This window comes from Aeromonas sp. S9(2024), from assembly GCF_041403185.1.
In the GTDB taxonomy this organism is placed as follows: Bacteria; Pseudomonadota; Gammaproteobacteria; order Enterobacterales; family Aeromonadaceae; genus Aeromonas; species Aeromonas enteropelogenes.
The window spans coordinates 67,317-93,985 of the sequence record NZ_JBGLRE010000007.1 but is presented as its reverse complement, the minus strand read 5'-3'; the positions used below and the strand labels follow the sequence as shown (position 1 = coordinate 93,985).

Sequence of the window (26,669 nt, the reverse complement as noted above, 5' to 3'; positions counted from 1 at the left end):
TTATGTTCAGCGAGGCACGCGGCAAAGGAAATGAAGGCATGCCCCCTTACTATAGACTGAATTGATCGCCCAAATAGACGCGCTTGACCTGCTCATCGGCGAGGATATCAGCCGGCGCACCTTCAGCAATCATCTGGCCGTGGCTGACGATATAGGCCTTCTCACATACGTCCAGAGTCTCTCTGACGTTGTGGTCGGTGATCAAGACGCCCAGCCCCCTATCTTTCAGGTGCTGGATGATCTTCTTGATGTCTATCACAGAAATGGGATCCACACCGGCAAACGGCTCATCCAGCAGGATAAAGCGCGGCTCCGCCGCCAGGGCGCGGGCAATTTCGACCCGGCGCCGCTCGCCACCGGACAAACTCTGACCCAGGTTGTCGCGGATGTGGGTGATGTTGAACTCTTCCAGCAACTGTTCGACCTTGTCTTCCCGCTCCTCGCGACTCAACCCCTTGCGAGTCTGCATGACTCCCATCAGGTTGTCGAACACCGAGAGACGGCGGAAAATAGAGGCTTCCTGCGGCAGATAGCCGATGCCGTTGCGGGCACGCACGTGCATGGGCTGCAGGCTGATATCCTGATCATCGATGGTTATGAGACCGGCATCACGCTGCACCAGGCCGACGATCATGTAAAACGAGGTCGTCTTGCCGGCGCCGTTGGGTCCGAGCAAGCCGACGATCTGGCCTGTGCCAACCTCCAGACTCACATCACTGACCACCATGCGGCGCTTGTAGCTCTTCTGCAGGCCCACTGCTTTCAATACTGCCATGGCTTATTTTCCCTGGGTCTGCTGATCGGCCGGCTTGTCGAAATTCTCTACCTGATCCGGCAGGAAGACGGTTTTGACCCGCTGATTCGGTGTCTTGCTCTCGGCGATCATCTTCTGTTTAACGATGTCGTAGCGGATCAGGTCACCATTGACCTGACTATCTTCCTGCTTGAGCTGGCCATTGCCGGTGATGGTCACCAGGCGCTTCTTCAACTCGTAGCGAATGCTGTTGCCGTGGGCGTTGACCGGCTTGCCGTTGTCCAGGATCTGGAAGAAAGTAGCGGGCTTGCCATAAGCGGTCATCACCTCGGCCCCTTTCTCGCCGGAGCGGGTCACAACTACTTTGTCGGCCTTAATCTTGATAGTGCCCTGAGTGATGATCACATCCTGCTCGAAGGTGACGCGATTATCCTGCATCTCTGCGACCTGCTTGATGGCATCGACATAGACCTTCTCGGCAAAGTCGGACTCTTTGGCGGTCACAACACCGCAGAACAACAAGGCTGCGAGGGCCAGATTAACGTTTTTCATTGAAATAGATGGCATGACCTTGATCCAGTAACTCAAAATATTTGCGGTCCAGATGGCCTTTCAGGCCAACCCCTTCGGTCTGGAAATCCTGACCCAAAATCTTCACTTCCCGATTGCTGCGCACATCCTGGGTCACCAGGTCCAGCTCCAGATAGGGAGTATCGAGCGTGGAGATGAAGGAGGTGGGCAGCAGACCGTCCAGATGCACCTTGTCCCGCATGATCACGTTGTCATCGGTGTTGAGCACACCAGTGTCGGCCGTGACTTTCCATTCAGCCTCCCCCTTGTCATCGAACATGTAGACGATGGGCTTGTCGAATGTCGCCTGCTCGATGATCTGGTAGTACTCGGCATAGGCCGACTCCAACCGTTCGGTACGCTTGCCGTTCACATCAAAACGGGTGGTCACCAACTCTTTGGCGACAAAATCCGGCTGATAATGCTCGGTTTTTACCGTGCTCTCCGGCACCAGCTCCACCTTGCTCAACTGCCAGGCGACCAGAGCAACCAGAAACAACAGGGCAAACAACAGGGTCTGTCTGTTCATACCGATGCCTCAGGCTGGTAATCTCCGTACCCTTGGGCCTGCAGGATCAAATCGCATACCTCGCGCACCGCGCCTGTGCCGCCAGCCAGGCGAGTCACCATATCGGCTCGGCGCAAGACCAGAGGATGGGCATCGGCCACCGCAATACCAAGGCCACAAGCCTCCATCACCGGCAGGTCTATGGTGTCATCGCCCATGTAGGCGGCCTGCGACGCATCTAGGCCCAGCTTGGCCAGCAATGCCTCGAAGTGGGGCAATTTCTTGTCCGCCCCCTGCACCACGTGATTCACTCCGAGACTCTTCATTCGATCACTGACGATGCGGGAGTTGCGCCCCGTGATGATGGCGATCTCGATGCCCGCATTGAGCAGGGCCCGCATCCCCGCGCCATCGCGGGTGCAGAAGGTCTTCAGCTCCTCGCCGTTGTTGCCCATATAGATGAAGCCATTGGAGAGTACCCCATCCACATCGCACACCAGCAGGCGGATTTGCGCCGCCTTGTCATACTGGCTGCGCGTCACCGGACCATAAAGGGTCGGTACGTTTTGCATTAAATTACTCCGGCTTTCAGCAGATCGTGCATGTTGAAGGCACCCAGCGGGCGCTTGTCTCCATCCACCACCAGTAATCCGTTGATCTTTCTGGTTTCCATCAGTTTGACGGCTTCTGCCGCCATCATCTCCGGCCCTACGGTAACACAGTTGGCGGTCATTACGCGGCTGATCGGGGTGTGATGGATGTCCACCTGCTGATCGAGAATGCGGCGCAGGTCGCCATCGGTAAAGAGTCCCGCCAGCAGGCCGTGCTGATCGACGACCGCCGTCATGCCAAGCCCTTTGCGGCTCACTTCCAGCAGTGCCTCGCTGATGGTGGCATCAATAGAAACCAGGGGCAACAGGTCACCACTGTGCATCAGATCGCCGACCCGCAGCAACAGGCGCTTGCCAAGCGACCCGCCCGGGTGGGAGAGCGCGAAGTCATCGGCGGTGAAGCCGCGCGCCTCCAGCAGGGCTACCGCCAGCGCATCCCCCATCACCAGAGTTGCCGTGGTGCTCGACGTGGGCGCGAGTCCCAGCGGGCAGGCCTCTTTTTCCACCTTGATGCACAGATGCACATTGGCCTCCTTGGCCATGGTGGAAGCGGGGTTGCCGGTCATGCAGATGAGCGGTATGCCGCGGCGCTTGAGCACCGGCAGCAGGGCCAGGATCTCGTCGCTCTCGCCCGAGTTGGAGATGGCGATAATGAGATCGCCTGCGGAAATCATCCCCAGATCCCCATGGCTGGCTTCCCCCGGATGGAGGAAGAAGGCGGGAGTGCCGGTGCTGGCCAGGGTCGCGGCAATCTTGCTGCCGATATGGCCAGACTTGCCCATCCCTGTGACCACTATCTTGCCACCACAACGCAGCACCATCTCGCACGCCTTGTCGAAGGCGTCATTCAGATACTGGTAGAGTCCATCAATCGCTTGCTTTTCCGTGTCCAGCACCGCGCGGGCACTGCGACGAAAATCGAACAGGTCAGACACTTTCTCAGGCTTTACAGACATAAAGACACAGCTCCGGGCCGAAATTAGCTGCGGGATTATAAAAAAGTCTGTCCGGATAAGCGAATCGGATGGTGGATCCCCGGCAGGATGACGCACTTTGTTACACAAATTTGGCGTACAAGCGGGCTGCCAGCCTGTTCAATAGTTGTTCCTTGATGTTGCTTAGACCTAGACTAGCCCATAAAATTCGCTCCTCATTTGCACCGGATGGACAATTGTTTGAACAATGACCTGATCACCATCTCCGACCTGACCTTCAGTCACGGAGATAGGCTGTTGTATGACGGGATCAACCTGACCATTCCCCGTGGCCAGGTCACCGCCGTCATGGGCCCGAGCGGCATCGGCAAGACCACCTTGCTGCGGCTGATCGGTGGCCAGCTCAAGCCCGAGTCCGGTCACATCCTGTTTGACGGGGAAGATATCCCCAGCCTCTCCCGTTCGCGCCTCTACGAGGTGCGCAAGCGGATGAGCATGTTGTTCCAGAGCGGCGCCCTGTTCACCGGCATGACGGTCTACGACAACGTGGCCTTCCCGCTGCGGGAGCACTCAGGCCTGCCGGAAGATCTGATCCACACCATCGTCATGATGAAGCTGCAGGCCGTGGGGCTGCGCGGGGCGGCGAAGCTGATGCCATCCGAGCTCTCCGGCGGCATGGCACGGCGCGCGGCGCTGGCACGGGCCATCGCGCTCGACCCCGACCTCATCATGTATGACGAACCCTTCGTCGGTCAGGATCCCATCACCATGGCGGTACTGGTGAAGCTGATCAAGGAGTTGAACAATGCCCTCGGCATCACCTCCGTCATCGTCACCCACGATGTGAAGGAGGTGCTCGGCATCGCCGATTACGCCTACATCATTGCCAACCGCCAAGTAGTGGCCCACGGTACGCCGGCGCAACTGCGCGAGGAGCACAACCCCGAAGTCGAGCAGTTCCTGAAAGGATTGCCCGATGGTCCTGTTCCGTTTCATTTTCCGGCAGGCGACCTGCTACAGGATCTCTGATGTTGACAAGCCAAATAAGCAAGCTGGGACGACACGGCGTACGTTTCATTACCGCCATCGGCCGGGCGACCATCATGCTGTTCCATGCGCTGGCGGGCAAACCCGAGCCGCGCAAGCACTTCCCGCTGCTGGTGCAGCAACTCTATGTGGTCGGGGTGCAGTCGGTAGCCATCATTCTGGTGTCGGGTCTGTTCATCGGCATGGTGCTCTCCTTGCAGGGTTACAACGTGCTGAAAGACTTTGGCGCCGAGCAGAGCCTGGGCCCTCTGGTCTCCCTCTCCCTGCTGCGGGAACTGGGTCCTGTGGTGACCGCCCTGCTGTTTGCCGGCCGCGCGGGCTCCGCCCTGACCGCGGAAATCGGCCTGATGAAGGCCACCGAACAACTCTCCAGCCTTGAGATGATGGCGGTAGACCCCCTGCGCCGGGTGGTGGCGCCCCGCTTCTGGGCCGGGGTCATCAGCATGCCGCTGCTGGCCTTCATGTTCAGCCTGATCGGCATCTTTGGTGGCAAGCTGGTCGGCGTGGACTGGCTGGGAGTGGATGAAGGGGGCTTCTGGTCCGCCATGCAGGCCTCCGTCGACTGGCAGGATGACATCATGCAAGGTGCCATCAAGAGCCTGATCTTCGCCCTTGTGGTCACCTGGATTGCCCTTTTCAACGGTTATGATGCCAAGCCGACCTCGGCCGGGATCAGCCAGGCCACGACCCGCACCGTGGTTCACTCATCCCTGGCCGTGCTCGGTCTGGATTTTATACTCACCGCAGTCATGTTTGGATAAGGTAAAGATGAAGTTCAGCAAAGTAGAATTCCTGGTCGGCCTCTTCATGCTGGCTGGCATCGGTGCCATTCTGGCACTGGCTCTGCAAGTGGCCGGTTTGAGCTTCAAACCGGAGGGAGAAACCTATACCCTGCACGCGCATTTCGATAATATCGGCGGCCTGAAAGTACGCTCTCCGGTCAAGGTCGGTGGCGTGGTGGTCGGTCGGGTGAGCGACATTACACTCGACCCGCAAACCCAGGTTCCCGAAATCACCCTGCAGATGCAAAAGAGTGCAGGTGAGTTTTCCGAAACCAGCTCTCTCTCCATCCTCACCTCCGGCCTGCTCGGCGAGCAGTACATAGGTCTGACCCCGGGCTTCACCGATGAGGATATGGGCACCGGCATGCTCAAGGATGGTGACATGATTGAAGACACCAAATCCGCCATCGTGCTGGAAGATCTGATTGGCAAGTTCCTCTACAGCCAATCCTCCGATAGCAAATCAGACAGCAAGTAAGGAGTAACCATGTTCAAGAAGATCGCCCTGCTGCTGGGCCTGATGACCAGCATGCTCTTTTCCCTGTCCGCCCAGGCCGCGGTGGACGCCACCGATCCCAATGCGCTGGTCGACATGGCCGCCAAGCAGACCTTTGCTCGTCTGAAGGCCGATCAGGCACAGATCAAAAGCAACCCTGACCACCTGCGCGTCATCATCCGCGAGGAGCTGCTGCCCTACGTAGACAACCGCTTCGCCGCCTACAAGGTGCTTGGCAACCAAATCAAGCAGACCACCCCGGCCCAGCGCGATGCCTTCGTCGAGGTCTTCACCGAGTACATGGTGAGCTCCTACGCCGATGCCCTGGCCCACTTCGACAAGCAGACCGTCAAAGTCGAGCCGGGCAAGGCCCCCAACGGCAACATCACTGCCGTCAACGTCAGCGTGAAAGAGGCCGGCAAGCCGGATATCTTCCTCGAGTTCAAGCTGCGCAAGAACAACAAGACCGGCGAATGGAAAGCCTTCGACATGGTCGCCGAGGGGATCAGCCTGCTCTCCGCCAAACAGAGCGAGCTCGGTGGCCTCATTCGCCAGGACGGCATCGATGCAGTGATCGCCCAGCTGCGTGAGCACAACGCCAAGCCGCTGGTGATCAAGTCATGATCTTCAGGGGCGAGCTGCAGGCGCCACAGGTCAATGACCTGTGGCAACGCCGCGCCGACTGGTGGCAGGATGACAAGCTGGAGCTGAGCCAGGTCACCACCCTGGACTCCGCCGGCCTGGCTCTGCTGGTCAAATGGGCCAAAGCCGCCCTGGCACGAGGCGCCACACCGCAACTGGTGGGCGCCTCCACTGATTTCTATACCCTGGCCAACCTCTACGGGGTGGCCAGTCTGTTTCAATCAACCCCGCTCACAACTGAGGACGCATAATGCAAGTCTCTGAAATTGAAGCGATACTCCTTGAGGCTCTGCCATTGTCCGAAGTCCATGTCAAAGGGGATGGCAGCCACTACCAGGTGATTGCCGTCGGCGACATGTTTGACGGTATGAGCCGAGTCAAGAAACAGCAGGCCATCTATGCCCCGCTGATGGACAAGATCGCCAGCAACGCCATTCACGCCCTCTCCATCAAGGCCTTTACCGAAGCCGAGTGGAAGCGCGAACGTAAATTCCTATTGCCCTCCTGATTTGGTAACGAAGTAACCATGGACAAATTCAAGATCACCGGCCCCTGCACCCTCTCCGGTGAAGTGACCATTTCCGGCGCCAAAAACGCCGCCCTGCCGATCCTGTTCGCCACCCTGCTGTGCGACGAAGAGGTTCAGCTCTCCAACGTGCCGCGCCTCAAAGACGTGGGCACCACCATCAAGCTGCTGGAGATGCTGGGCGCGACCACCAAGGTGAACGGCAACGTCACCGTGCTGGCCGGTGCCGTGAACAACCACGTGGCCCCGTACGAGCTGGTCAAAACCATGCGCGCCTCCATCCTGGCGCTGGGCCCGCTGGCTGCCCGCTACGGCGCGGCCGACGTCTCCCTGCCCGGTGGCTGCGCCATCGGTGCCCGCCCGGTCAACCTGCATGTACATGGCCTGGAGCTGATGGGTGCCAAGATCGCCATCGAAGATGGCTACATCAAGGCCCGCGTCGACGGTCGTCTGAAAGGTGCTCACATCCTGATGGACATGGTTTCCGTCACCGGTACCGAGAACCTGATGATGGCCGCCACCCTGGCTGACGGTCGCACCGTGATCGAAAACGCCGCGCGCGAGCCGGAAGTGGTCGATCTCGCCAACTTCCTCAATACCCTGGGCGCCAAGATCCAGGGGGCGGGCACCGACACTCTGGTCATCGATGGCGTCGAGCGTCTGCACGGTGGCAGCTACAGCGTGCAGCCTGACCGCATCGAGACCGGAACCTTCCTGGTGGGCGCAGCCGTGACCGGCGGCAAGATCACCTGCCGCAAGACAGACCCGACCCTGCTGGAAGCAGTACTGGTCAAGCTGGAAGAGGCCGGCGCCCTGATTGAGAAGGGTGAAGACTGGATCACCCTGGACATGACCGGTCGCACCCTCAAGCCGGTCACCATCAAGACTGCCCCCTACCCTGCGTTCCCGACCGACATGCAGGCCCAGTTCACCGTGCTGAACGCGGTAGCCAAAGGTACAGGCATGGTCACCGAGACCATCTTCGAGAACCGCTTCATGCACGTGCCTGAGCTGGTACGGATGGGTGCCGACATCGAACTGCAGGGCAACGTCGCCATCTGCCGCGACGCCCAGCAGCTCAAGGGTGCCCAGGTGATGGCCACCGATCTGCGCGCCTCCGCCAGCCTGGTGCTGGCCGGCTTCGTGGCCGAAGGGGCCACCATTGTCGATCGCATCTACCACATCGACCGTGGCTACGAAGACATCGAGCATAAGCTGCAAGGCCTGGGCGGTTGCATCGAGCGCATCAAGGGCTGACTGCCGCCCCTGATCACCGGCTGACAAAAAGGCCCCCTCGCGTTGGCGTGGGGGCCTTTTTCATGCCGGCAGATTGGGCCAAACGGGCGGAGGATTAATGCCCCGCCAGCTTCATGTTCTCGACCAGCACTGAGCCGGTCTTGAGGCTGGAGCGCTCATCCTCGTCGCAACCCACCGCCACTATATGGCTGAACATCTCAGCCAGATTGCCGGCGATGGTGATCTCCTCGACCGGGTAGGCGATTTCGCCATTTTCAACCCAGAAACCGGCGGCGCCGCGGGAGTAGTCACCATTGACGATGTTGACCCCCTGCCCCATCAGCTCGGTCACCAGCAGGCCGGTACCCATCTCCTTGAGCATGCCCTGGAAATCCTGACCGGTATTGGACACCTGCCAGTTGTGGATGCCGCCGGCGTGGCCGGTGGTGGTGAGCCCCAGCTTGCGGGCGGAGTAGGAGGTGAGCAACCAGCTCATCAGCTCGCCGTTACGCACTATATCCATGTCGCGGGTCAGCACCCCTTCCCCGTCAAAAGGGGTACTGGCCAGGCCGCCCAACAGGTGGGGGAACTCCTGGATGGTGAGCCAATCGGGCAGGATCTGCTTGCCCAGTTTATCGAGCAGGAAGCTCGACTTGCGGTAAAGATTGCCACCGCTGATAGCCATCACCAGATGACCCCAGAGACCGGCCGCCGTATCGGGATGAAACAGCACGGGAGCATGGCGAGTGGCGATCTTGCGGGCGCCGAGACGGGAGACGGTGCGCTCCACCGCCTCGTCGGCGATGCGCTGCGGGCTCCACAGCCCCTCGAGGGTACGGCTGGAGGAGTAGCCGTAATCCCGCTGCATGTCACCATCCTGCTCGCCGATCAGCACGCAGCTCAGGGAGTTGCGCGACGCCGCATAGCCTTTGACGAAGCCGTGACTGTTGCCATAGACCTTGATGCCGAGGTGGCTGGAGAAGCCAGCGCCATCGGAGTGCTTGATGCGCGCATCGCGCCCCAGCGCCAGCCGCTCGCACTCGATGGCCAGTTCGATGCCATGCTGGGGATCGAGGGCCACCGGATGGCACAGCTGCAGATCCGGGGCATCCCAGGCCAGCAGTTCGGCAGGCGCCAGGCCGGCACAGTCGTCGGGGGAGGTGTGACGGGCAATTTCCATCGCCGCCTCGACGGCGGCGCGGATGGCCGGCTTGCTCAGGTCCGTGGTGGACGAGGATCCCTTGCAACCGTCGCGATAGACGGCGATGCCGAGCGCACCATCCTTGTTGAATTCGATGCTTTCCAGTTCACAGCCCCGGGTGTTCACCGACAGCCCGGTCTGCTTGCTGATGGAGACTTCGGCCAGCGAGGCGCCCAGTCCTTTGGCTATCTCTAGGGCCTCGGCAACCACGGCCTCGAGATGGGCTTGATCCTGGCGGATTTGGTCTTGCTGATCCATAACTCACATCTGTATGAAGGAAGGAAAGGGGCTAAGCATATCAGACCCCTGCGCCCAGCGGGAGAAGCTGGTAACATATCCGCCAAACGTGAAAGACAGGAATCAAGAGACCGATGAGTCACTATCAAGACGACAACGAGTGGGAAGACTGGGGCCCCAGCAAGAGTCAGCTCAAGCGCGATGCCGAGGCCTTGCAGAAGATGGGTGAGGAGATCGTCTCTCTCAGTCACAGCGAACTGGAAAAGATCCCGCTGGATGAAGAGCTGGCCGAGGCTGTCGAGCTGGGCCGCAAACTCAAGCCGAAGAAGGATGAATCCTTCCGCCGCCATCTGCAGTTCATCGGCCGCCTGATGCGCAGCCGGGATGTGGAGCCCATCGCCGAAGCGCTCTCCATCATCAAGAATCGCCACTCCACCGTGAATGCTCGCCTGCATCGTCTGGAGCAGTGGCGGGAACGGCTGATCAGCGAAGGGGACAGCGCCCTCAACGAACTGATGGCCCAGTTCCACGAGCTGGACCGCCAGAAACTGCGCCAGCTGATCCGCAACGCCAACAAGGAGCGGGAGCTGAACAAACCGCCGGTTGCCTTCCGCGAGATTTACCAGTATCTGCGCGGCGAGATCGAAGATCTGCTGTGATCCCCGCAACACGCCTCCCCTGCGGAGGCGTGTTTGTCATTGCCCCTTAACATCCCCCCTTCTTCTCTTCGTTTAATATATCCACCACGGATTCTACTGGGTAGGCTACCCATACACACTAAACGCCCATAAAAAGGGGCACTCAAGCGATACCATTTTTATTTCGTTAACAATATTGCATCATTTTGTTTGACATATTGAACGGCATTGGCAGACTGGAAAGAAGATCCCGGCTGTTGCTGTCCGCTCCGATCGACGATGCTGACCCCATGCAACACGGGATTGCGAGATCATGCCTTCGGCATGCCTTTGCCAAACATGGAGTTGCAAGGGCTTGCCCAAGGCACAGGACGAGACTTCACCGCCAAGGATAGCCAAGGTGCCCTATGCCCAATCCTACAACCTTTACCAATCGCAAACCTGTCGTACTGATGACCATGGGCGCCCAGCCCCGCAACGGTCATGCCTATCAGGTCATGACCCACAAATACATTGCCCCGCTGGTGGAGATCAGCGGTTGCGTCCCGCTGCTGGTACCCACCTGCTGCGGCACCGCCGATCTGGAGCAGTATCTGGATCTGGCCGACGGGATCTACCTGAGCGGGGCTGGCTCCAACATAGATCCGGCGCTCTACGGTCAGGAGAACCTCACCCCGGAGAAGCAGCAGGATCGGGAGCGCGACCTGTTCGATCTGCCGCTGATCAAGGCCGCGCTCCGGCGGGGGCTGCCGATCCTCGGGATCTGCCGCGGCATGCAGGAGATCAACGTGGCACTGGGGGGGAATATTCATCAGAAGGTGTACTGCGAGCCTGGCTACGACGATCACCGGGAAGATGCCGACGATCCGGTCGATGAGCAGTATGGCGAGAGCCACCCCATCAATCTGGTGCCAGGCAGCTGGTTTGCCCAACTGATGGGGGAGGAAAGCATCCCGGTCAACTCGCTCCATGGGCAGGGGATCGACCGGCTGGGTGAAGGTCTGGAGCCGCTGGCTCACGCGGAAGACGGGTTGATAGAGGCAATCCACGCCCCGACCATTTCCCCCTTCCTGTTGGCGGTGCAGTGGCATCCGGAGTGGAAGGCCAGCGAAAACCCCCACTCCATCAAGATATTCCAGGCCTTCGGCGATGCCTGCCGCCAACGCAGCGCCCGCCTCGCGGCCTAAGGAAAGTTACTCGTCGAAACCACGCGCCTTGAGCTTGGGCAGCGCGCCCCGCTGAAGGCGCATTTCGCGGCAGCTATCCAGCCCCTTAAGCCCGCGCTGGATATAGTCCGGGGAGTGGCCAAATACCATGCCGTTGCTGCGATACAGCTTGTTGTCGTCGAGCTCGAACCGCTCGCCGCCTATCAGCAACTGCTCCCGGCCATTGACGACGTCCCCCCGTTTGAGCGGCAGCGCCATGTCGCTCAACACCTCGCCGGTGGCGCACCCTTCACGCCAGTGAACCTCGTTGGAAAAGGGCGTGATGGCGATCTCGCGCCAGGAACCGTCCCTGAACTCGACCCTGTATCTGTCCACCAGCAAATCACAACCCGCCAATGGCCATGCCGCCATCAAGCAGATGATTTTCTTTGATAATTGCACAAGATTGCACTCCATTGACTTGTTCGGCACAGCATAAATAAATTGCCCCGCCGCTGCACCATTTACCCTCACAACTCCAACTATGCTGGATGTAAATAGTCACAAGGGGCTGTTATGTCTGGCGATAATCTCATCATGCTGCCGACCCTGATCTGGATCCTGGAACACCCGTTCTGGATCCTGCTCACCCTGTCACTCCTGCTGATCCACTTCTGGCGCAACCCGGGGCAACGGCGAGAGAAACTCTCCGAACTCGGGTTCGTGATCATCAGCCTGGTCATCATACTGCTGATCCAGGTGGAGGGAGGCTGGTTTCGCCTGCCACTGCCACGCCACTGGCTGATCGAGATCTCCACCTTGCTGGCAGGTCTGGTGCTGGTCAAACTCTGGGGGATCCTGCTGTTCGAGCTGCTGCTCCCCCTCTGCCATGTGAAGATCCCGCGCATCATTGCCGACATCGTCATCACCATCGGCTACATCGGCTGGGGGCTGTTCAGGCTCTATGCCTCCGGCATGGCGCTGGGAGAGATAGTCACCACCTCGGCGGTGATCACCGCCGTCATCGCCTTTGCCATGCAGGACACATTGGGCAACCTGCTGGCCGGCGTCTCGATTCAGCTCGACAACTCCATCGCCATCGGTGACTGGTTGCAAGTGGACACCATCCAGGGCCGGGTGGTGGAGATCAACTGGCGCGCCACCACCATAGAGACCCGCAACTGGGAAACCGTGGTGATCCCCAACAGTCATCTGCTCAAGCAGCGCTTTACCGTGCTCGGGCGTCGGCGCGGCCAGCCCCTGCAACTACGGCGCTGGGTCTGGTTCGATCTCACCCTGGATACCCTGCCGACCCAGATCATTGCACTGATCGAGAAGGCATTAAGGGAAACCAAGCTGCCCTGCGTCGCCAAATCACCGCCCCCCGACTGCCTGCTGATGAACGTGGAAGGGGGAATAGCCCGCTATGCAGTGCGCTACTGGCTGACCGATCTGGCGCGTGACGATCCGACCGACTCCATGGTGCGCAGCCTGGTCGATGCAGCCCTGCGCCGCAACGATCGCCGCCTCACGCCCCCCATCTTTAACGTCTTCATGAGCAAGGAGAAACAGCATCAGGATGCGCGCCACAAGCGGCATACCGCCGAACGCACCGCCACCCTGCGCAAGCTGCCGCTGTTTGCCATGCTGCAGGAGGAGGAGCTGATCCAGCTGGCGGATCAGGTGAAGTTCGCCCCCTTCGTCAGCGGCGACATCATGCTGGAGCAGGGGGAGGTCTCGGGCTGGCTGTTCGTGCTGGTACGGGGCGAGGCCGAGATGCTGGTCAATCTGGAAGGACGGGAGCTGCGGCTCGGCGCCCTGCAGGCGGGGGACTTCTTCGGCGAGCTGAGCATGCTCACCGGCGAGCCCAGCTCTTTTACCGTGCGCGCCCAGGGGGCCGTCGAAACCTACCGCATCAATCAGGCCATGTTCCAGGCACTGGTGCTGCAGCGCGAATCCCTGGTCGAGCCGCTCTACCAGGTGTTGAGCGACCGCCAGCAAGAGCAGCAGGCCTTGCTGGCACGGGAGGCAGAGTCAATGAAACAGCTGACCCCGCCGCGCGACCTGCTGGACAAGCTGATGACCCTGTTCAGGGGCCGCTAGCCGCACACCGGTCCTCTTTTTAAAGCGAGCCCCGCATATGGCGGGGCTCGTGATCCGCATCAGAGCAGCAGCTCGCCCAGCTCATCCAGGGTCGCCAGCTCCACATCCGGCAATAGCTTCAACTGCCGCCAGGGCAGCTGTCGCTCGTTGAGCCAGGCGGCGCGAAAACCGTGCAGGCGCGCCCCCAGCACATCGGTTTCCGGATGATCCCCGACGTGCAGTATCTGCTCGGGAGCAAGACCGAGGCTCTCCTGTACCAGCCTGAACATGTCCGGCGCCGGCTTCATCCTCGCGCCCTCCCCGGCCTTGCAGACCAGGGTGAAGTAATCGGCCAGCCCGGCCTGCGCCAGGTCCAGATTGCCATTGGTGATGACAGCCAACGGATAACGCTCCGCCAGACGGGCCAGCAGGGCGTGGGTCGATGTGCTCACCTCGATCCGCGAGCGCTCGGCAAGAAAAGCGGCAAAGACCCGGGCAGCCTCTTCTGAGGCTTGAGATTCCGCCATTCCCCCCGCCATCATAGCTTCACGAATGCAGTGTTCACGGGTCAGGCTGACGTCGTGGCGCAGCTCGGGAGATGCGAGCAGCACCTCGCGCTTGAGTGCCTGCCAGCGCTCTTGGTCAAGCATGGCGGTGGCCAAGTATTCACTGCGCAAGTGAGCCAGCATCCACTGTTCGGCCCGCTCGATGGCGGGACCGTTGTCATAGAGGGTATCGTCGAGATCGAACGAGATGGCAGCAACCGGCTGCCAGCGGCGATAAAAATGCATGCACACTCCTCAATCAGGGCCGGTGTGGACTCACGCCCTGCCGGCTGGCCAGACGGCAAGAGGCGCCCGGCAACACGTCATTCATCATCCCCTGACCCGGATCCACGTTTGGCCCTGGGATGGGCACTGTCATAGACCTTGGCCAGATGCTGGAAGTCGAGGTGGGTATAGATCTGGGTGGTGGAGAGATCGGCGTGCCCCAGCAGCTCCTGCACCGCCCGCAGATCGCCGGATGACTCCAGCATGTGGGTGGCGAAGCTGTGACGCAGTTTGTGGGGATGGACATGGGCATTGAGCGCCTGCTTGTTACCCCAACCATCGAGCCGCTCCTGCACCGAGCGGGCCGACAGTCGCTGCTTGCGCTTGGAGACGAACAGCGCCTCGGCCTCGTCGCCAGCCAGCATGGGACGTATCTTGAGCCATTTGTGCAGCCACTCCACCGCCATCCGCCCCATGGGCAGTACCCGCTCCCGCGATCCCTTGCCGGTCACCCTGAGCTGGCGCTCGTCAAGCTTCACATCCGCCAGATTGAGCCCCACCAGCTCGGCAAGGCGCAGGCCGGAGGAGTACATCAGCTCCATGATGGCGCGATCCCGCACCGCCAGTGGATCCTGCTCGTCAGTGATGTTGAGCAGCTGATACATCTCGTCCACGTCCAGGTTCTTGGGCAGCGGCCTTCCCTGCTTGGGGGTCACTATGCCGCGAGCCGGGTTGGCGACGAGTCGTCCCTGGCGCACCTGCCAGTCGCAGAAGCTGCGCAGGGCGGAGACCTTGGTGGCAAGTGATCGGGGCGCAAGACCAGCCTTGTGCATCCGGGTCACCAGGCTGCGCACCTGGCTGGCCTCAAGCCGACACCAGTCATCAAGCCCCAGTTTCACCAGCTCGGCCGTCATGGCCTCCAGATGGGCCTGATAGTTGCTTCGGGTGTGAGGGCTGAGCTGGCGCTCGACCCTCAGGTATTCGATAAAGGCCGCCAGCTCCTCCGCCAGCGCGGGAGGCAGTGGCTCGCTGGCGGAAACAGGCCCCTTAGCCATGCGCCAGCTCGGGCAGCCGCAGCTGCAACAGGCGGCCCAGCTGGCCCAGCAGCAGGGTATCGTTATGGGGAGTGAAGTGGCTGGGATCCGAGCTGGCGAAGGCCAGCACGCCGAGATCGCCGATCCGCATCAGGGCCACCGAGTTGACCAGCACGTCGTGGCCAAACAGCGTCTGTTTCTCGCTCTGGCTCAAACGGCCGAAGTAGTAATCCTGCCCCGGCAGGCGCTGACCCAGCAGTTGCTCCAGCTGTTTGCCCTCGGCCAGAAAACGTGCCTCCGGGCCGCTCAGGAGGAACTTCTTGGGATTGAGCCAGAGGCGCAACCCGGTCAGGCGCAGGCGCTGCACGAATGTCTTGCCCATCACGGCGCTCATTTCAAACAGGGTCTGACAACCATAGAGGTCGCCATACAGATCGGCATAAATCCGGAAGATCCGCTCATTTTCGCTGGCGATCCCCATCAGTTCGGTGATCTCCTGCTCCAATTGCTCGATCCGCTCGCGCTGCCGGTCAAGCTGGCGTTCCACCAGCGAAACCGAGCCCTTGCGCTCGTGGGGAATGCGGATCCGGTCCAGCACGGTGGCGTGACGTTGGAAAAACTCGGGGTAACGGGCCAGGTACTCCAGCACACAGGCTTCGTCCACCAGTGGCTCCTGCCGTTTGAGTTCACTCATAAATTGTTCGATCCATTGCAAAACAGGGCCTCTGGCCCCGATATCATGGGCAAAGGAGGACATAGCCCCCACATCCCAACCGCATCTGCCAAAAACTGGCAACTGCCTACACCTCTATCTGACCGTCAAACACATGCTCGGCTGGCCCCGTCATATAGACAGGCTGACCCGGCCCCTTCCAGGCGATGGTCAGCTTGCCCCCCGGCAGGGTAACGGTGACCCTCTCCTTGAGCTTGCCCTGGCTCATGCCAATCACCGCCGCCGCACAGGCGCCGGTGCCGCAGGCGAGGGTCTCCCCCACGCCACGCTCGAATACCCGAAGCTTGATCTCGGTGGCGTCGACCATCTCCATGAAGCCGACGTTGACCCGCTCCGGGAAGCGTTCATGCCGCTCCATGATGGCTCCCAGGGTCATCACCGGCGCATCGGCCACAGAGGGCACCTCGATGACGCAGTGGGGGTTACCCATGGAGACGGCGCCGCACATCACTGTGTGTTCCTGTGCCCGCAGCAGATAAGTCTTCTCCGCCTTTTGGGCGCGAAACGGGATCTTGCCCGGCTCGAACTGGGGGACCCCCATGTTGACCGTGACCTGGTTCTCCCCCTCCAGTTGCAGCACGATGCGGCCACGGGCCGTGCTCACCGCGATGCGATCCCGGTTGATCAACCCCTTGAGACGCACGAAACGGGCAAAACAGCGGGCGCCATTGCCGCACTGCTCCACCTCGCTGCCATCGGCATTGAAGATGCGATAGTGAAAGTCGAGTTCAGGGTCATAGGGTGGCTCCACCAGCAGCAACTGGTCAAAGCCGATCCCGAAGTGGCGATCCGCCAGCTTCTTGATGACGTCATTGCTGAAAAACACCTTCTGGGTGACGCCGTCCACCACCATGAAGTCGTTACCCAAGCCATGCATCTTGGAAAAATCTATCAACATCGTGCATTCCTGTGCCGTTAGGGCGTAAATGCTCACCGAACCCAAGCTCGACAAACACAGTGAAGTCGTTATCCAAAGCCCCGGCATCCCGAAGAGCGCGATCAGGATCGCGCTCTCCTGTTCAGGGCTCGGCGTCAGGGCACCAGGTGCTCACCACGCCAGAGATCGGCCAACTGTTCACGCTCCCTGATGAGGAACGATTGGGTGCCATCCACCAGCACCTCGGCCGCACGGGGACGGGTGTTGTAGTTGGATGACATGGTAAAGCCATAGGCACCGGCCGAACGCACCGCCAGCAGGGAACCCTCGGCGATCGCCAGGGTGCGCTCCTTGCCGAGAAAGTCGCCGGTCTCGCACACCGGGCCCACCACGTCGTACAGCGCGGGGGCATGGCCGGCGCGGCTATCCACCTCGATGATGTTCATCCAGGCGCCGTAGAGGGACGGACGCAGCATGTCATTCATGCCTGCATCGATCAGGGCAAAGTTGCGGGTCTCCCCCGGCTTGAGGTACTCGACCCGGGTCAGCAGCACGCCGGCATTGGCCACGATGGCACGGCCCGGCTCGAACAGCAGGGTCAGGTCGCGACCCGCCAGCTTCTGCTTGAGCGCCTCGGCATACTCGGTGGGATGAGGTGGCTGCTCGGCGCCATAGTTGACCCCAAGGCCGCCACCCACATCCAGATGGTGGATATGAATACCTTCCGCCGCCAGACCATCGATCAGCCGCAGCAGCTTGTCCGCAGCCTCCATAAAGGGATTCAATTCAGTGAGTTGCGAGCCGATATGGCAATCCACCCCGACGATCTCGATGTTGGCCATGGCCGCCGCCTTGCGGTAGATGGCGGGGGCCTGTTCGATAGGAATGCCGAACTTGTTCTGCTTGAGGCCGGTGGAGATATAGGGATGAGTGCCGGCATCGATATCCGGATTGACCCGCACCGACACCCGGGCCTTCTTGCCCATGCTGCCCGCCACCCGGTTCAGACGCTCCAGCTCGGCTTCCGATTCCAGATTAAAACAGAGGATCTCTTTATCCAGCGCGAGGCGCATCTCGGCTTCGCTCTTGGCCACCCCGGAGAAGACCACCTTGGCCGGATCGCCCCCCGCCGCCAGCACCCGCGACAACTCGCCGCCGGAGACGATGTCAAACCCTGAGCCCAGGCGGGCCAGCAGGTTGAGCAGCGCCAGGTTGGAGTTGGCCTTGACCGCATAACAGATCAGGTGGGGAATATCGCCGGCCGCCTTGTCGAAGGCGTGCCAGTGACGCTCGAGGGTCGCGCGGGAGTATACGTAAAGCGGTGTGCCGTACTGCTCGGCAAGGTGTTGCAGCGAGGTTTGTTCGGCCTGAAGCTGGCCGTCGGCGTCGTAGTTAAAGTGATCCAAGGGGCGGTTCCTTCCTGAATTTAGTGCGGTGCGGCCTCGGTGGCAGCCTCTGAGGTCGCAGGCGGTGCCGTTTGCGGTGTACTCTGGCTCTGGGGCTGCTCGGGGGGCGGCATGTAGAGCGGCCCTTTCAGACCGCAGGCGGCCAACCCGAGAGAGAGAAGAGTGGCAAGCAGACACTTGGTGAACTGGGTAATCATAATGGTTCGCTGCGAAAAAATTTTTGGCCCTCTATAATCGCACTCACATTGTTAAAAGCAACAGGATAAACCGATGAAGGATCACGAGTATCACGCCCTGACCGACGCCTTTTTCCAGTATGTGGAAGACACACTCGACGAGGGGTATCCGGATATCGACTGCGAACGCAACGGGGGCGTCTTGACCCTGTCGTTCGAGAACAAGACCAAGGTCATCATCAACAAGCAGGAGCCGCTGCACCAGATCTGGGTGGCCACCCGCGAGAACGGCTTCCACTTCGAGCTGCAAGGTGAAACCTGGATCGACAACCGCTTCGGTCACGAGCTCAAGGCCCTGCTGAGCCAGGCCTGCAGCGCCCAGGCAGGCGAACCCGTCCAGTTCCCATGATGGCGCAACCTGCCATGATCGATCTCCACCCCGAGGGGGCCCGTCATGCGGTGATCTGGCTGCATGGTCTGGGGGATTCCGGCGCCGGGCTCGCCCCGCTGGTGGACGCCCTGGATCTGCCCGCCGATCTGCCGGTACGTCACCTGCTGCCCGATGCGCCCGAACGCCCCATCACCATCAACATGGGGTACAAGATGCGCGGCTGGTATGACATCAGGAGCTTCGAGGATCCGGCCGAGCGGGCCGTGGAGTCTCATGTACGCGAGTCTGCCGCCCAGATCACGGCCCTGCTGGATCGGCTGGTGGCCGAGGGGTTTGCTCCCGAGCGGATCGTGCTGGCCGGCTTCTCCCAGGGCGGGGTGATCGCCTCCTTCACCGCCTTGCGTTATCCGGCGACGCTGGCGGGCTTGCTCTGCATGTCCACCTATCTGGCGGTGCCCGATGCACTGGCCGGCGAGATGAGCGAGGCCGCTCGTACCTTGCCGATTTGCTACATGCACGGCATCTACGACGATGTGGTGAGCCTGTCGCTGGGTTGGGATGCCAAGAACCGGCTGGAGGCGGCGGGGCTCTCCCCCGAGTGGCACGAGTACCCCATGCGCCACGAGATCTGCCGACCGCAGCTCGATGACACCCGGTACTGGCTGCTGGCCCGTCTCGGCGCCTGATGGCGAGACACGCCCAATAAAAACGGCCTGCATCAGCAGGCCGTTTTTATTGGTGTCGTGCGATGGGACACTCGCCCATATCAACCCACATCCCGGGTTGGCGGGGTCTGTTCCCTTCCCGTTCCCTGGCTGCGATAGGGGATCACAGCAAGCTCGCCACCCTGCTGCACTATCTCGTAATACTGGGGCAGGTTGAAGTTGATGAACTGGCCATCGTCGCTGAAGCGCTCGTGGCTGGAGGTATAGAAACGGTTGACCCCGGTCACCAGCTCATCCTTGTTGCCGGCAAAGTGCTGGTACACCTCCACCCGGTTCGCCTCATCCAGGATGTAGATGTTGGTGCCCGCATCCCGGGTATCGAAGAAAAATTGTACCAACCCTTCGCTGGCATAGGCATCGACAATGCTTGGCAGATGCTGGCTGTGGGTCTTGTCGAGCCGCAGCGGCAGGTGATCCAGCTTGTTGTGGGAGATGTGGCGGTAGAAGTCGATGGCGTTTTCCAGCTTCTTGACCGACACCCCGCGCCGCTCGAAGAAGATGCCGTACTTCTCCTTGCCCAGCGCCATGGTCTTGACCAGTTGCTGCTTGTCGCGGGCGAGGCGCAGTTCGATGCACTCCGCCACCAGACTCTGGAAGCGGGAGCGAACAAGGGAGCGGAAATGCTGGCTGTAGCAGAACACCTCGATCATCTCGGGGGCGGCGGCATCTTGGTGCATCTTGCCGAGGATAGTGGTGAGAGCGTCCACCACGGCCTCGTCGCCCTGGAAATGCAGGGTACGGATCTCGCTCCAGGAGTTGCGATAGACCAGATCCACCGAGCCCACCAGACACTCCTGATTGCGGCCAAAGGAGAAGACATCCACCGTATTGGCGTCGAACTCGATCACCTGTCCCACCCAGTGACTGGAGGGATCCACCTCCAGGTTCAGGAAGATGGAGAGCTGGCGGATCTCGCAGGGGCGACTGAGGGCTAGGTTAGTGGCGAGCGGATACTTCTCGGGGAAGCAGCCGGACAGGTCGCGACAGAACTGGTGCAGATTGTCGATGTGCAGATCCGAACCCTGATTGAACAGGTGCACCCGGGATTGCGGCGTCAGCAGATCGTTGAAATAGGCCCAGGCCACCAGCTTGCTGATGTAGCTGTTGAACTCAAGCGGCGCCCGCCCGATGATGTCCACCGGCTCCAGCGAATGCTTGTAGAGATACCAGCCGGCGCGATTGAGGCGGCCGTGGGGCACCTGCACGAAGCTGAGATCCTGCTCGCTGAGATCCGGCGCTATCTTGAGGTTCACCCGCTGCACCTTGCCCGGCAGGCTCTCGAACGCGGCATAGAGCTTGCGCGACAGTATGCCGATGTCTTCCGGGTTGATCGACTCGCTGATGTTGTTGCGCCGGGCGAACTGGATCAGGTTGCGGTAGCTCAGCATCAGGGCTTCCAGCAACTCGGCATGGGCTATCTTGACCTCTTCGACCTTCCACTCATGACGATGGTCCAGCTGATACAGCTTCTCGTGGCTCCAACCCCAGTAGGCCACCAGCTGGTTCATCTGCTCGCGGCGCCAGTCCGGCGAATGCTCATCCTTGGGATGGCTGAGGCCATCGCACACCTTGAGGTAGAAGCAACGGCGCACCAGATCGAGCCGGGTCATGTCGCCGATGGACTTGAGGTAGTTGGTCACCTTGTCCAGCATCAGGCAGTAGTTGTCGAGCCGGTAGTGCATCCCCTCGTTGTGCTGGAACCAGTCGCGACCGATCACCGACAACAAACGGGTATTGGGATACTCGTGGGAGTAGGCCTCCATCAGTACCGACTTGAGCACCGCCTTGTAGGGGGAATCGATCCCCTTGTAGAGCTGCCACAGGGCCGAGCCGAAGTACTCTTCGGCCGGAATCCGATTGAAACTGCCCAAATCGAGCCAGTCATCCTGATTGAGCTGACCGCTTTCAAACAGACCGTTGACGTACTCGTCGTAGTGATCGTCGTATTCGGCAGGCACCAGATACCAGAGCAACCGCTTGCCCGCGATCATCATGGCACTGCGATAGAACTCGTCGAGCAGCAGCAGGTGCTGGGCACTGCCGCAGCTCTCCCCCTGCACCTGGGCATCGTTGCGCTGGCGGAACTTGTCTTCGGGGATCAGGAAGAAGTTGAGATCGACCCCCCGCTGCTCCGCCCATTTCGACAGGTGCTGACACTTGAGCTCCAGCAGAGCGAGTCGCTCACTCGACAGACCGGCCACATGGCAGACCCAGATATCGAGGTCCGAGTGACAACACTGGCCGATGGACGAGGTACTACCCATGGAATAGAGCCCCTGGATCGACTTGTCATGGGTGGCGAGGCCATTCTGGCAATTGGCGTTTTGGCAGAGATCCTGGATGAAGGCTTGCTGGGCCTCGTTGGCAGTAAAACTCCAGATGCCATGGGGCACATCACCCGCCACATAACCGGGCAGCAGGGGGTGATTGAAGTGCAGCATGACGGGTAACAGCTGGAAGACCTGCTGTCCGTAGCGACTCATGAGACCTAACGCCCGTTGCGTCTTGAGACGATTGAGTTCGTCATAACGCGCCACCAGCGTATCGAGTTTTGCCAGCAATGACCTGCCTATATCGAGATGGGAAATGACGCACCAAAATGGGGAGACGTCAAAAAAGTGTGATCATGTTAACAATGCAAACAGCAGTGGTAAACAAGCCCGCATGTAATCCCGGGATTATTTATTAGATGTCGCTAAACAGTATCAGGAGAAAACAATAAATTAATTAATATTCAAATATTTAGAATGCACAACCAACTTAATGAAAATCATTTTCAGCGGTCCTTTTTGAGCTTGCCCCCGCTTTTGGCGGCTCCGCCATGAAAGCCCGGGCAAAGGGTGGTAATATCGATTTCTTTCATAAAGATAAAACAACTGATTGATATGGCAGCCCGAACCCTGAAAATTGCCACTCGCAAGAGCCCATTGGCCCTGTGGCAGGCCAACTTCGTCAAAGACCGGCTGGAAGCCCTCTATCCCGAGCTAAGGGTCGAGCTGGTTCCCATGAGCACCCAGGGCGACAAGATCCTGGATACCCCGCTCGCCAAAGTCGGCGGCAAAGGGTTGTTCGTCAAGGAGCTGGAGACTGCCATGCTGGAAGGACGTGCCGACATCGCCGTCCACTCCATGAAAGACGTGCCGGTGGAGTTCCCGGAGGGGCTCGGCCTGCACACCATCTGCGAACGGGAAGATCCCCGCGATGCGTTTGTCTCCAACCGTTTTCAGGCCATCGACGAGCTGCCGCAGGGTGCCGTGGTCGGTACCTCCAGCCTGCGCCGCCAGTGCCAGTTGCGCGCCGCCCGCCCGGATCTGGTGATCCGCGACCTGCGTGGCAACGTCAACACCCGCCTCGCCAAGCTGGATGCCGGCGAATACGACGCCATCATCCTGGCCGCCGCCGGCTTGAAACGGCTTGAGATGGATCACCGTATCACCGCCTTCATCGAGCCGGAGCAGAGCCTGCCGGCCAATGGCCAGGGCGCGGTCGGCATCGAGTGCCGCCTCGACGATCATGAACTGCACGCCCTGCTGGCACCGCTTGAGCACAGTGAGACCCGCGCCCGGGTGCTGACTGAGCGCGCCATGAACCGCGCCCTGCAAGGGGGCTGTCAGGTGCCTATCGGTGCCTATGCGCTGGTGGAAGGAAAGCAGATCTGGCTGCGGGGCCTGGTGGGCAGCCCGGATGGTACCCGGGTGATCCGCGACGAGATCCGTGGCGCCGTGAGCGATGGAGAAATCCTGGGCGAACAGCTGGCCCAGCGCCTGCTGGCTGCCGGTGCCGACGTCATACTGGCCGAGGTCTACCGTACATGATCCCGCTGGTGGTGCGCCCGGCCGCTCAGGCCACCGAGCTGGAGCAGTTGCTGCGTCAGCACGGTCACGCACCGCTCCGCTGCCCGCTGCTGGAAACCGTGGCGGGCAGCGACCTCCCTCGCCTGCCCGAACTGCTGGCACAGGCAGACATCGTTATCGCCGTCAGCATTCATGCCGTTCATTTTGCTCACGATTTTTTGTTGCAAACTGGTCTGACCTGGCCACATATTGAGTACTTTGCGGTCGGGCAGGCCAGTGCGGATGCGTTCACCGAGGCGGGCATCAGCGCAAGTTGCCCGCACGATCCCCGCAGCGAGGGGCTGCTGGCCCTCCCTGCCCTGCAGCAGGTGAGCGGCAAGCGGGTGCTGATCCTGCGTGGCAATGGCGGGCGGGATCTCATCGCCAGCACGCTAGCCTCACGCGGTGCTCTGGTGCACTATTGTGCAACCTATGAACGGCATTACCCCGACTTTGATGGGGAAACATTGACGCGCCACTGGCAGGCAGCCGGGCTGGACAGCCTGCTCATCACCAGTGGCGAATTGTTGCAACGGCTGCTGGCGCTGGTTCCCGAGCGTCAGCACCCCTGGCTTTTTGACCGCCATCTGGTGGTCCCCAGCCCCCGCGTGGCCGAGATGGCCAGTGCTGCGGGCTTCATCCATATCACGATTGCCCAAGGTGCATCCAACCAGGCCCTGATGGCCGCACTGGAACTGAGGAAGATGGAATGACAGAACAACAAGAATCCCAGGTGACCCCACAGCCGGCCGCTGCGGCCAATGGCAGCAAGAACCGCTCCGGTGCCGTGCTGGGTAGTGTTGCCATCCTGCTGGCGCTTGGCCTGACCGGCGGCCTCTATCTGCACGGCCACAAGAATGCGGTCGCCCAGCAAGCCGAGCTGGCCCAGCTCAAACAGCAGCTGGCCAGTGCCATCAGCAAAATTGACCAGAGCAGCAACAAGGATGCCGAACAGCTGACCGCCCTTGAACAGACCCAGCAGCGCTTGCAGGGCGAAATGCAGGGGCTGCAGAACCGGGTGCTGGATCTCAACGACAAGCGCCCCAACGACTGGATGCTGGCCGAATCGGAATACCTGGTGCGCATGGCCGGCCGCAAGCTGTGGCTGGAACATGACCTCGTCTCCGCCATCACCCTGCTGGGCAACGCCGACGAGCGCATCGCTGCCCTCAACGATCCCAGCCTGATGCCGATCCGCAAGGCGCTGGCCGAAGACATCGCCAAGCTCAAGGGGATGCCGCGCATCGACCGCGAGGGGCTGACTCTCAAGCTGGCCGCTCTCTCCGATCAGATCGAGCTGCTGCCCCTCTCCACCGTCAGCATGCCGGAAGCGAAAGCCGAGCCCGACCAGGCGGTCAGCACCAATCCGGACGAGTGGGAAAGCAACCTGAAAAAGAACTGGGTCAAGTTCACCGAGAATTTCATCACCATCCGCCGTCGTGACGGTGCCGTGGAGGCCCTGCTCTCCCCGCAACAGGAGATCTTCCTGCGGGAAAACCTCAAGACCAAGCTGCTGCAGGCCCAGCTCGCCGTTTACCGCGAGCAGCAGGCACTCTATGAAGACAGCCTGGACAAGGCCCAGCGCTGGCTGAACCAGTATTTCGACACCGAAAACAGCGCCACCCATTACATGCTGGGCGAGATCGACAAGCTCAAGGGTGAGCAGATCCAGTTCGACTATCCGGATCAGTTCAAGACCCAGGCCATGCTGGAACAGGTGCTGACCGAGCGTCTGCAACGCATTCTGGCCGGCAACTGAGGAGGGCACCATGATCCGTATAATCATTCTGGTTGCCGTGATGGTCGCAGGGCTGATGTTTGGCCCGGAAGCCTCGGGTAACAAGGGCTACGTGCTGATTGCCCTTGGCAACTACACCATCGAATCCTCCGTCACCAGCGCGGTGATCCTGGCGATCCTCTTCTACGGCGCCCTGCTGCTGGTGGAGTGGATCCTGGGCCGGGTGTTCGGTCTGCGCCGCAAGACGCTGGGCTGGTATGGCTCCCGTCGCCGTCGCAAGGCCAACCAGCAAACGATAGCCGCCACCCTGGCGATGGCCGAGGGCCAATACAGCCAGGCCGAGAAGCTGCTCATCAAAGGCGCCAGCAACAGCGACACCCCGCTGCTCAACTACCTGAGCGCCGCCAAGGCGGCCCAGGCCAGGGGTGACGATGCCCGCCGCGACCAGTATCTGCAAAAGGCTCAGGAGGAGAACCCCAAGGCCGAGCTGGCACTGACCCTGACCCAGACCCAGCTACAGATCGAACAGGGCCAGTACGACACCGCGCTGGCGACCCTGGAGTCCGTCTATGCCCTCAACCCGCGCCACCCCATGGTGCTGGATCAGCTGCGTCAGGTACACCAGGCGCGCCAGGACTGGAGCGCTCTGTGCGACCTGATCCCGGTACTTCACAAAGTCGGCAAACTGACGCCCAAGCAGGAAGAAGATTTGCTGCAACAGGCCTGGAGTGGCCGCCTGCAGCAGGCCGCCGAGTCCCTCGATACCTTGAAGGCGACCTGGCAGGAGCTGCCCCGCAAACTGCGCCTGGAGCCCGAGCTGCTGGTGCGCTACGGCGACATGCTGTGCCAGCTGGGTGCCGATGGCGAGGCAGCCACCCTGTGGCAGGAGGCACTGCGCAAACAGGCCATGCCGCAGCTGCTGGCTCGACTGCCCAGGCTCAAGCTCGACAACTACCAGCCGCTGCTGGCGCAACTGCAGAAAATGCAGGGCCAGCCCGAGGTCGACACCGCGCTGGCCCAGCTATACCTGCTGTCCGGCCAACTGGACGAGGCCCAGAAGCTGCTGGAACAGGAGGTGGCCCGGGCGCCGAGCGCTGCCGCCTACCATGCCCTGGGTCAACTGATGGACAAACGTCGCCTCACCAACAAGGCCAACGAGTACTACCGTCAGGCCCTGGCACTGGCCGGGATCTGATCAGCAAAGAGCAATGCAAGAGGCCGCATGATGCGGCCTCTTTTTTTATCTGCGACTCTGTTCGGCACTCAGCTCGTCAGCCGCTCCAGCTCGCCGATCAGCCAGATGGCCTCGGCCCTGTGGCTGCCGCACACATCCGCCATCGGGCGAAAGCCACCGCACACGGCAGGGCGCTCCGGCGACTCGAAGATCTTGCAACCCAGATGCTCGTCGAGCTGCACACAAGGCACCCCGGCTGGCTTGCCGTCAGGCATGCCCGGAATCGCGCTGCTGATGCTGGGGGCGATGCAACAGGCAGCGCAACCGGCACGACACTCCATATCACCACCTCCCGTGGCCGTTAACCCGGCACCATGCCAACTGGTCCGTGCCGCCACCATA

At 60.8% G+C, this 26,669-nt stretch carries 31 protein-coding genes; 16 read left to right on the top strand and 15 right to left on the bottom strand.

Annotated features, from left to right (window positions below; all coding sequences use genetic code 11):
* Positions 1–49: 49 nt before the first annotated feature.
* Genes lptB through ACB028_RS12885 form a run of 5 tightly spaced genes read right to left on the bottom strand, consistent with a single transcriptional unit; the run spans position 50 to position 3,399 of the window.
* The gene (gene lptB / locus ACB028_RS12905; RefSeq protein ID WP_026456111.1) at positions 50–775 is read right to left on the bottom strand and encodes an LPS export ABC transporter ATP-binding protein; all 726 of its coding nucleotides are present in this window, start codon (positions 773–775) and stop codon (positions 50–52) included.
* Positions 776–778: 3 nt separating this feature from the next.
* Positions 779–1,306: a lipopolysaccharide transport periplasmic protein LptA gene (gene lptA / locus ACB028_RS12900; RefSeq protein WP_026456112.1), complete on the bottom strand. Its 528-nt coding sequence runs from the start codon at positions 1,304–1,306 to the stop codon at positions 779–781.
* Entirely contained in the window at positions 1,293–1,853 is a 561-nt protein-coding gene (lptC, locus tag ACB028_RS12895; RefSeq protein WP_371144460.1) for an LPS export ABC transporter periplasmic protein LptC, read from the bottom strand. The genes lptA and lptC overlap by 14 nt, the downstream gene beginning before the upstream one ends.
* Positions 1,850–2,404, bottom strand: coding sequence for a 3-deoxy-manno-octulosonate-8-phosphatase KdsC (gene kdsC / locus ACB028_RS12890; protein ID WP_371144459.1), 555 nt, complete (start codon positions 2,402–2,404; stop codon positions 1,850–1,852). Before kdsC ends, lptC begins: the two co-directional genes overlap by 4 nt.
* Positions 2,404–3,399 (bottom strand): KpsF/GutQ family sugar-phosphate isomerase, encoded by a 996-nt coding sequence (locus ACB028_RS12885; protein WP_216993544.1) that lies wholly within the window; start codon positions 3,397–3,399, stop codon positions 2,404–2,406. The genes kdsC and ACB028_RS12885 overlap by 1 nt, the downstream gene beginning before the upstream one ends.
* A 207-nt stretch (positions 3,400–3,606) precedes the next feature.
* Here ACB028_RS12885 and mlaF point away from each other — a divergent pair, with 207 nt between their 5' ends.
* The 7 genes from mlaF to murA are packed head-to-tail and all read left to right on the top strand — an operon-like array spanning position 3,607 to position 8,128.
* A complete protein-coding gene (mlaF, locus tag ACB028_RS12880; protein ID WP_371144458.1) occupies positions 3,607–4,407 on the top strand; it encodes a phospholipid ABC transporter ATP-binding protein MlaF in 801 nt (266 codons plus the stop codon).
* A complete protein-coding gene (mlaE, locus tag ACB028_RS12875; RefSeq protein ID WP_371144457.1) occupies positions 4,407–5,186 on the top strand; it encodes a lipid asymmetry maintenance ABC transporter permease subunit MlaE in 780 nt (259 codons plus the stop codon). The genes mlaF and mlaE overlap by 1 nt, the downstream gene beginning before the upstream one ends.
* Positions 5,187–5,193: 7 nt before the next feature.
* The gene (gene mlaD, locus ACB028_RS12870) at positions 5,194–5,685 is read left to right on the top strand and encodes an outer membrane lipid asymmetry maintenance protein MlaD (RefSeq protein ID WP_026456359.1); all 492 of its coding nucleotides are present in this window, start codon (positions 5,194–5,196) and stop codon (positions 5,683–5,685) included.
* Positions 5,686–5,694: 9 nt separating this feature from the next.
* Positions 5,695–6,327, top strand: a complete 633-nt coding sequence (gene mlaC / locus ACB028_RS12865; protein ID WP_026456360.1) for a phospholipid-binding protein MlaC — start codon at positions 5,695–5,697, stop codon at positions 6,325–6,327.
* Positions 6,324–6,596: a lipid asymmetry maintenance protein MlaB gene (locus ACB028_RS12860; RefSeq protein ID WP_026456361.1), complete on the top strand. Its 273-nt coding sequence runs from the start codon at positions 6,324–6,326 to the stop codon at positions 6,594–6,596. Before mlaC ends, ACB028_RS12860 begins: the two co-directional genes overlap by 4 nt.
* A complete protein-coding gene (ibaG, locus tag ACB028_RS12855) occupies positions 6,596–6,853 on the top strand; it encodes a BolA family iron metabolism protein IbaG (RefSeq protein ID WP_026456362.1) in 258 nt (85 codons plus the stop codon). Before ACB028_RS12860 ends, ibaG begins: the two co-directional genes overlap by 1 nt.
* An 18-nt stretch (positions 6,854–6,871) precedes the next feature.
* A complete protein-coding gene (gene murA, locus ACB028_RS12850) occupies positions 6,872–8,128 on the top strand; it encodes a UDP-N-acetylglucosamine 1-carboxyvinyltransferase (RefSeq protein WP_371144456.1) in 1,257 nt (418 codons plus the stop codon).
* Positions 8,129–8,222: 94 nt separating this feature from the next.
* Here murA and pmbA read toward each other — a convergent pair whose 3' ends face one another.
* On the bottom strand, positions 8,223–9,566 hold the full coding sequence (gene pmbA, locus ACB028_RS12845; RefSeq protein ID WP_342010678.1) for a metalloprotease PmbA: 1,344 nt from the start codon (positions 9,564–9,566) through the stop codon (positions 8,223–8,225).
* 113 nt (positions 9,567–9,679) lie between these two features.
* On the opposite strand from pmbA, the gene yjgA reads away from it, so the two are divergent.
* Together yjgA and ACB028_RS12835 are read left to right on the top strand one after the other, a co-directional pair.
* Complete coding sequence (gene yjgA, locus ACB028_RS12840; RefSeq protein ID WP_026456364.1) at positions 9,680–10,204, top strand: ribosome biogenesis factor YjgA; 525 nt, start codon at positions 9,680–9,682, stop codon at positions 10,202–10,204.
* A gap of 386 nt (positions 10,205–10,590) precedes the next feature.
* Positions 10,591–11,370, top strand: a complete 780-nt coding sequence (locus ACB028_RS12835) for a gamma-glutamyl-gamma-aminobutyrate hydrolase family protein (RefSeq protein WP_124239988.1) — start codon at positions 10,591–10,593, stop codon at positions 11,368–11,370.
* A gap of 6 nt (positions 11,371–11,376) precedes the next feature.
* Here the strand turns inward: ACB028_RS12835 and ACB028_RS12830 are convergent, their stop codons facing one another.
* A complete protein-coding gene (locus tag ACB028_RS12830; RefSeq protein ID WP_124239987.1) occupies positions 11,377–11,805 on the bottom strand; it encodes a hypothetical protein in 429 nt (142 codons plus the stop codon).
* Positions 11,806–11,904: 99 nt separating this feature from the next.
* On the opposite strand from ACB028_RS12830, the gene ACB028_RS12825 reads away from it, so the two are divergent.
* Positions 11,905–13,431: a mechanosensitive ion channel domain-containing protein gene (locus ACB028_RS12825; protein ID WP_371144455.1), complete on the top strand. Its 1,527-nt coding sequence runs from the start codon at positions 11,905–11,907 to the stop codon at positions 13,429–13,431.
* Positions 13,432–13,490: 59 nt separating this feature from the next.
* Here the strand turns inward: ACB028_RS12825 and ACB028_RS12820 are convergent, their stop codons facing one another.
* From ACB028_RS12820 to ACB028_RS12795, 6 genes are all read right to left on the bottom strand, one after another.
* The gene (locus ACB028_RS12820) at positions 13,491–14,201 is read right to left on the bottom strand and encodes an HAD-IA family hydrolase (protein ID WP_371144454.1); all 711 of its coding nucleotides are present in this window, start codon (positions 14,199–14,201) and stop codon (positions 13,491–13,493) included.
* 77 nt (positions 14,202–14,278) lie between these two features.
* Positions 14,279–15,235, bottom strand: coding sequence for a tyrosine recombinase XerC (gene xerC / locus ACB028_RS12815; RefSeq protein ID WP_371144453.1), 957 nt, complete (start codon positions 15,233–15,235; stop codon positions 14,279–14,281).
* Positions 15,228–15,908, bottom strand: a complete 681-nt coding sequence (locus ACB028_RS12810) for a DUF484 family protein (RefSeq protein ID WP_042070902.1) — start codon at positions 15,906–15,908, stop codon at positions 15,228–15,230. Before ACB028_RS12810 ends, xerC begins: the two co-directional genes overlap by 8 nt.
* Positions 15,909–16,014: 106 nt before the next feature.
* The gene (gene dapF, locus ACB028_RS12805) at positions 16,015–16,845 is read right to left on the bottom strand and encodes a diaminopimelate epimerase (RefSeq protein WP_371144452.1); all 831 of its coding nucleotides are present in this window, start codon (positions 16,843–16,845) and stop codon (positions 16,015–16,017) included.
* Between the two features lie 134 nt (positions 16,846–16,979).
* Entirely contained in the window at positions 16,980–18,230 is a 1,251-nt protein-coding gene (gene lysA / locus ACB028_RS12800) for a diaminopimelate decarboxylase (RefSeq protein ID WP_371144451.1), read from the bottom strand.
* Positions 18,231–18,250: 20 nt separating this feature from the next.
* The gene (locus ACB028_RS12795; RefSeq protein ID WP_082791909.1) at positions 18,251–18,427 is read right to left on the bottom strand and encodes a lipoprotein; all 177 of its coding nucleotides are present in this window, start codon (positions 18,425–18,427) and stop codon (positions 18,251–18,253) included.
* A gap of 73 nt (positions 18,428–18,500) precedes the next feature.
* On the opposite strand from ACB028_RS12795, the gene cyaY reads away from it, so the two are divergent.
* A complete protein-coding gene (cyaY, locus tag ACB028_RS12790) occupies positions 18,501–18,815 on the top strand; it encodes an iron donor protein CyaY (protein WP_026457068.1) in 315 nt (104 codons plus the stop codon).
* 14 nt (positions 18,816–18,829) lie between these two features.
* Complete coding sequence (locus ACB028_RS12785; RefSeq protein ID WP_061476635.1) at positions 18,830–19,483, top strand: alpha/beta hydrolase; 654 nt, start codon at positions 18,830–18,832, stop codon at positions 19,481–19,483.
* Between the two features lie 80 nt (positions 19,484–19,563).
* Here the strand turns inward: ACB028_RS12785 and ACB028_RS12780 are convergent, their stop codons facing one another.
* Complete coding sequence (locus tag ACB028_RS12780; RefSeq protein WP_268855538.1) at positions 19,564–22,083, bottom strand: class I adenylate cyclase; 2,520 nt, start codon at positions 22,081–22,083, stop codon at positions 19,564–19,566.
* 324 nt (positions 22,084–22,407) lie between these two features.
* On the opposite strand from ACB028_RS12780, the gene hemC reads away from it, so the two are divergent.
* From hemC to ACB028_RS12760, 4 genes are read left to right on the top strand one after another with little or no spacing between them, the layout of a single operon-like run.
* Positions 22,408–23,337: a hydroxymethylbilane synthase gene (gene hemC / locus ACB028_RS12775; RefSeq protein ID WP_371144450.1), complete on the top strand. Its 930-nt coding sequence runs from the start codon at positions 22,408–22,410 to the stop codon at positions 23,335–23,337.
* The gene (locus ACB028_RS12770) at positions 23,334–24,068 is read left to right on the top strand and encodes a uroporphyrinogen-III synthase (RefSeq protein ID WP_342017491.1); all 735 of its coding nucleotides are present in this window, start codon (positions 23,334–23,336) and stop codon (positions 24,066–24,068) included. Before hemC ends, ACB028_RS12770 begins: the two co-directional genes overlap by 4 nt.
* The gene (locus ACB028_RS12765) at positions 24,065–25,114 is read left to right on the top strand and encodes a uroporphyrinogen-III C-methyltransferase (RefSeq protein ID WP_042025021.1); all 1,050 of its coding nucleotides are present in this window, start codon (positions 24,065–24,067) and stop codon (positions 25,112–25,114) included. The genes ACB028_RS12770 and ACB028_RS12765 overlap by 4 nt, the downstream gene beginning before the upstream one ends.
* Positions 25,115–25,124: 10 nt before the next feature.
* Positions 25,125–26,288 carry a heme biosynthesis HemY N-terminal domain-containing protein gene (locus ACB028_RS12760; RefSeq protein WP_225633861.1) on the top strand — a complete coding sequence of 388 codons (1,164 nt, stop codon included), beginning with the start codon at positions 25,125–25,127 and terminating at the stop codon, positions 26,286–26,288.
* Positions 26,289–26,356: 68 nt separating this feature from the next.
* On the opposite strand, the gene ACB028_RS12755 is transcribed toward ACB028_RS12760, so the two are convergent.
* A complete protein-coding gene (locus ACB028_RS12755) occupies positions 26,357–26,608 on the bottom strand; it encodes a YkgJ family cysteine cluster protein (RefSeq protein ID WP_042025019.1) in 252 nt (83 codons plus the stop codon).
* Positions 26,609–26,669: the final 61 nt, after the last annotated feature.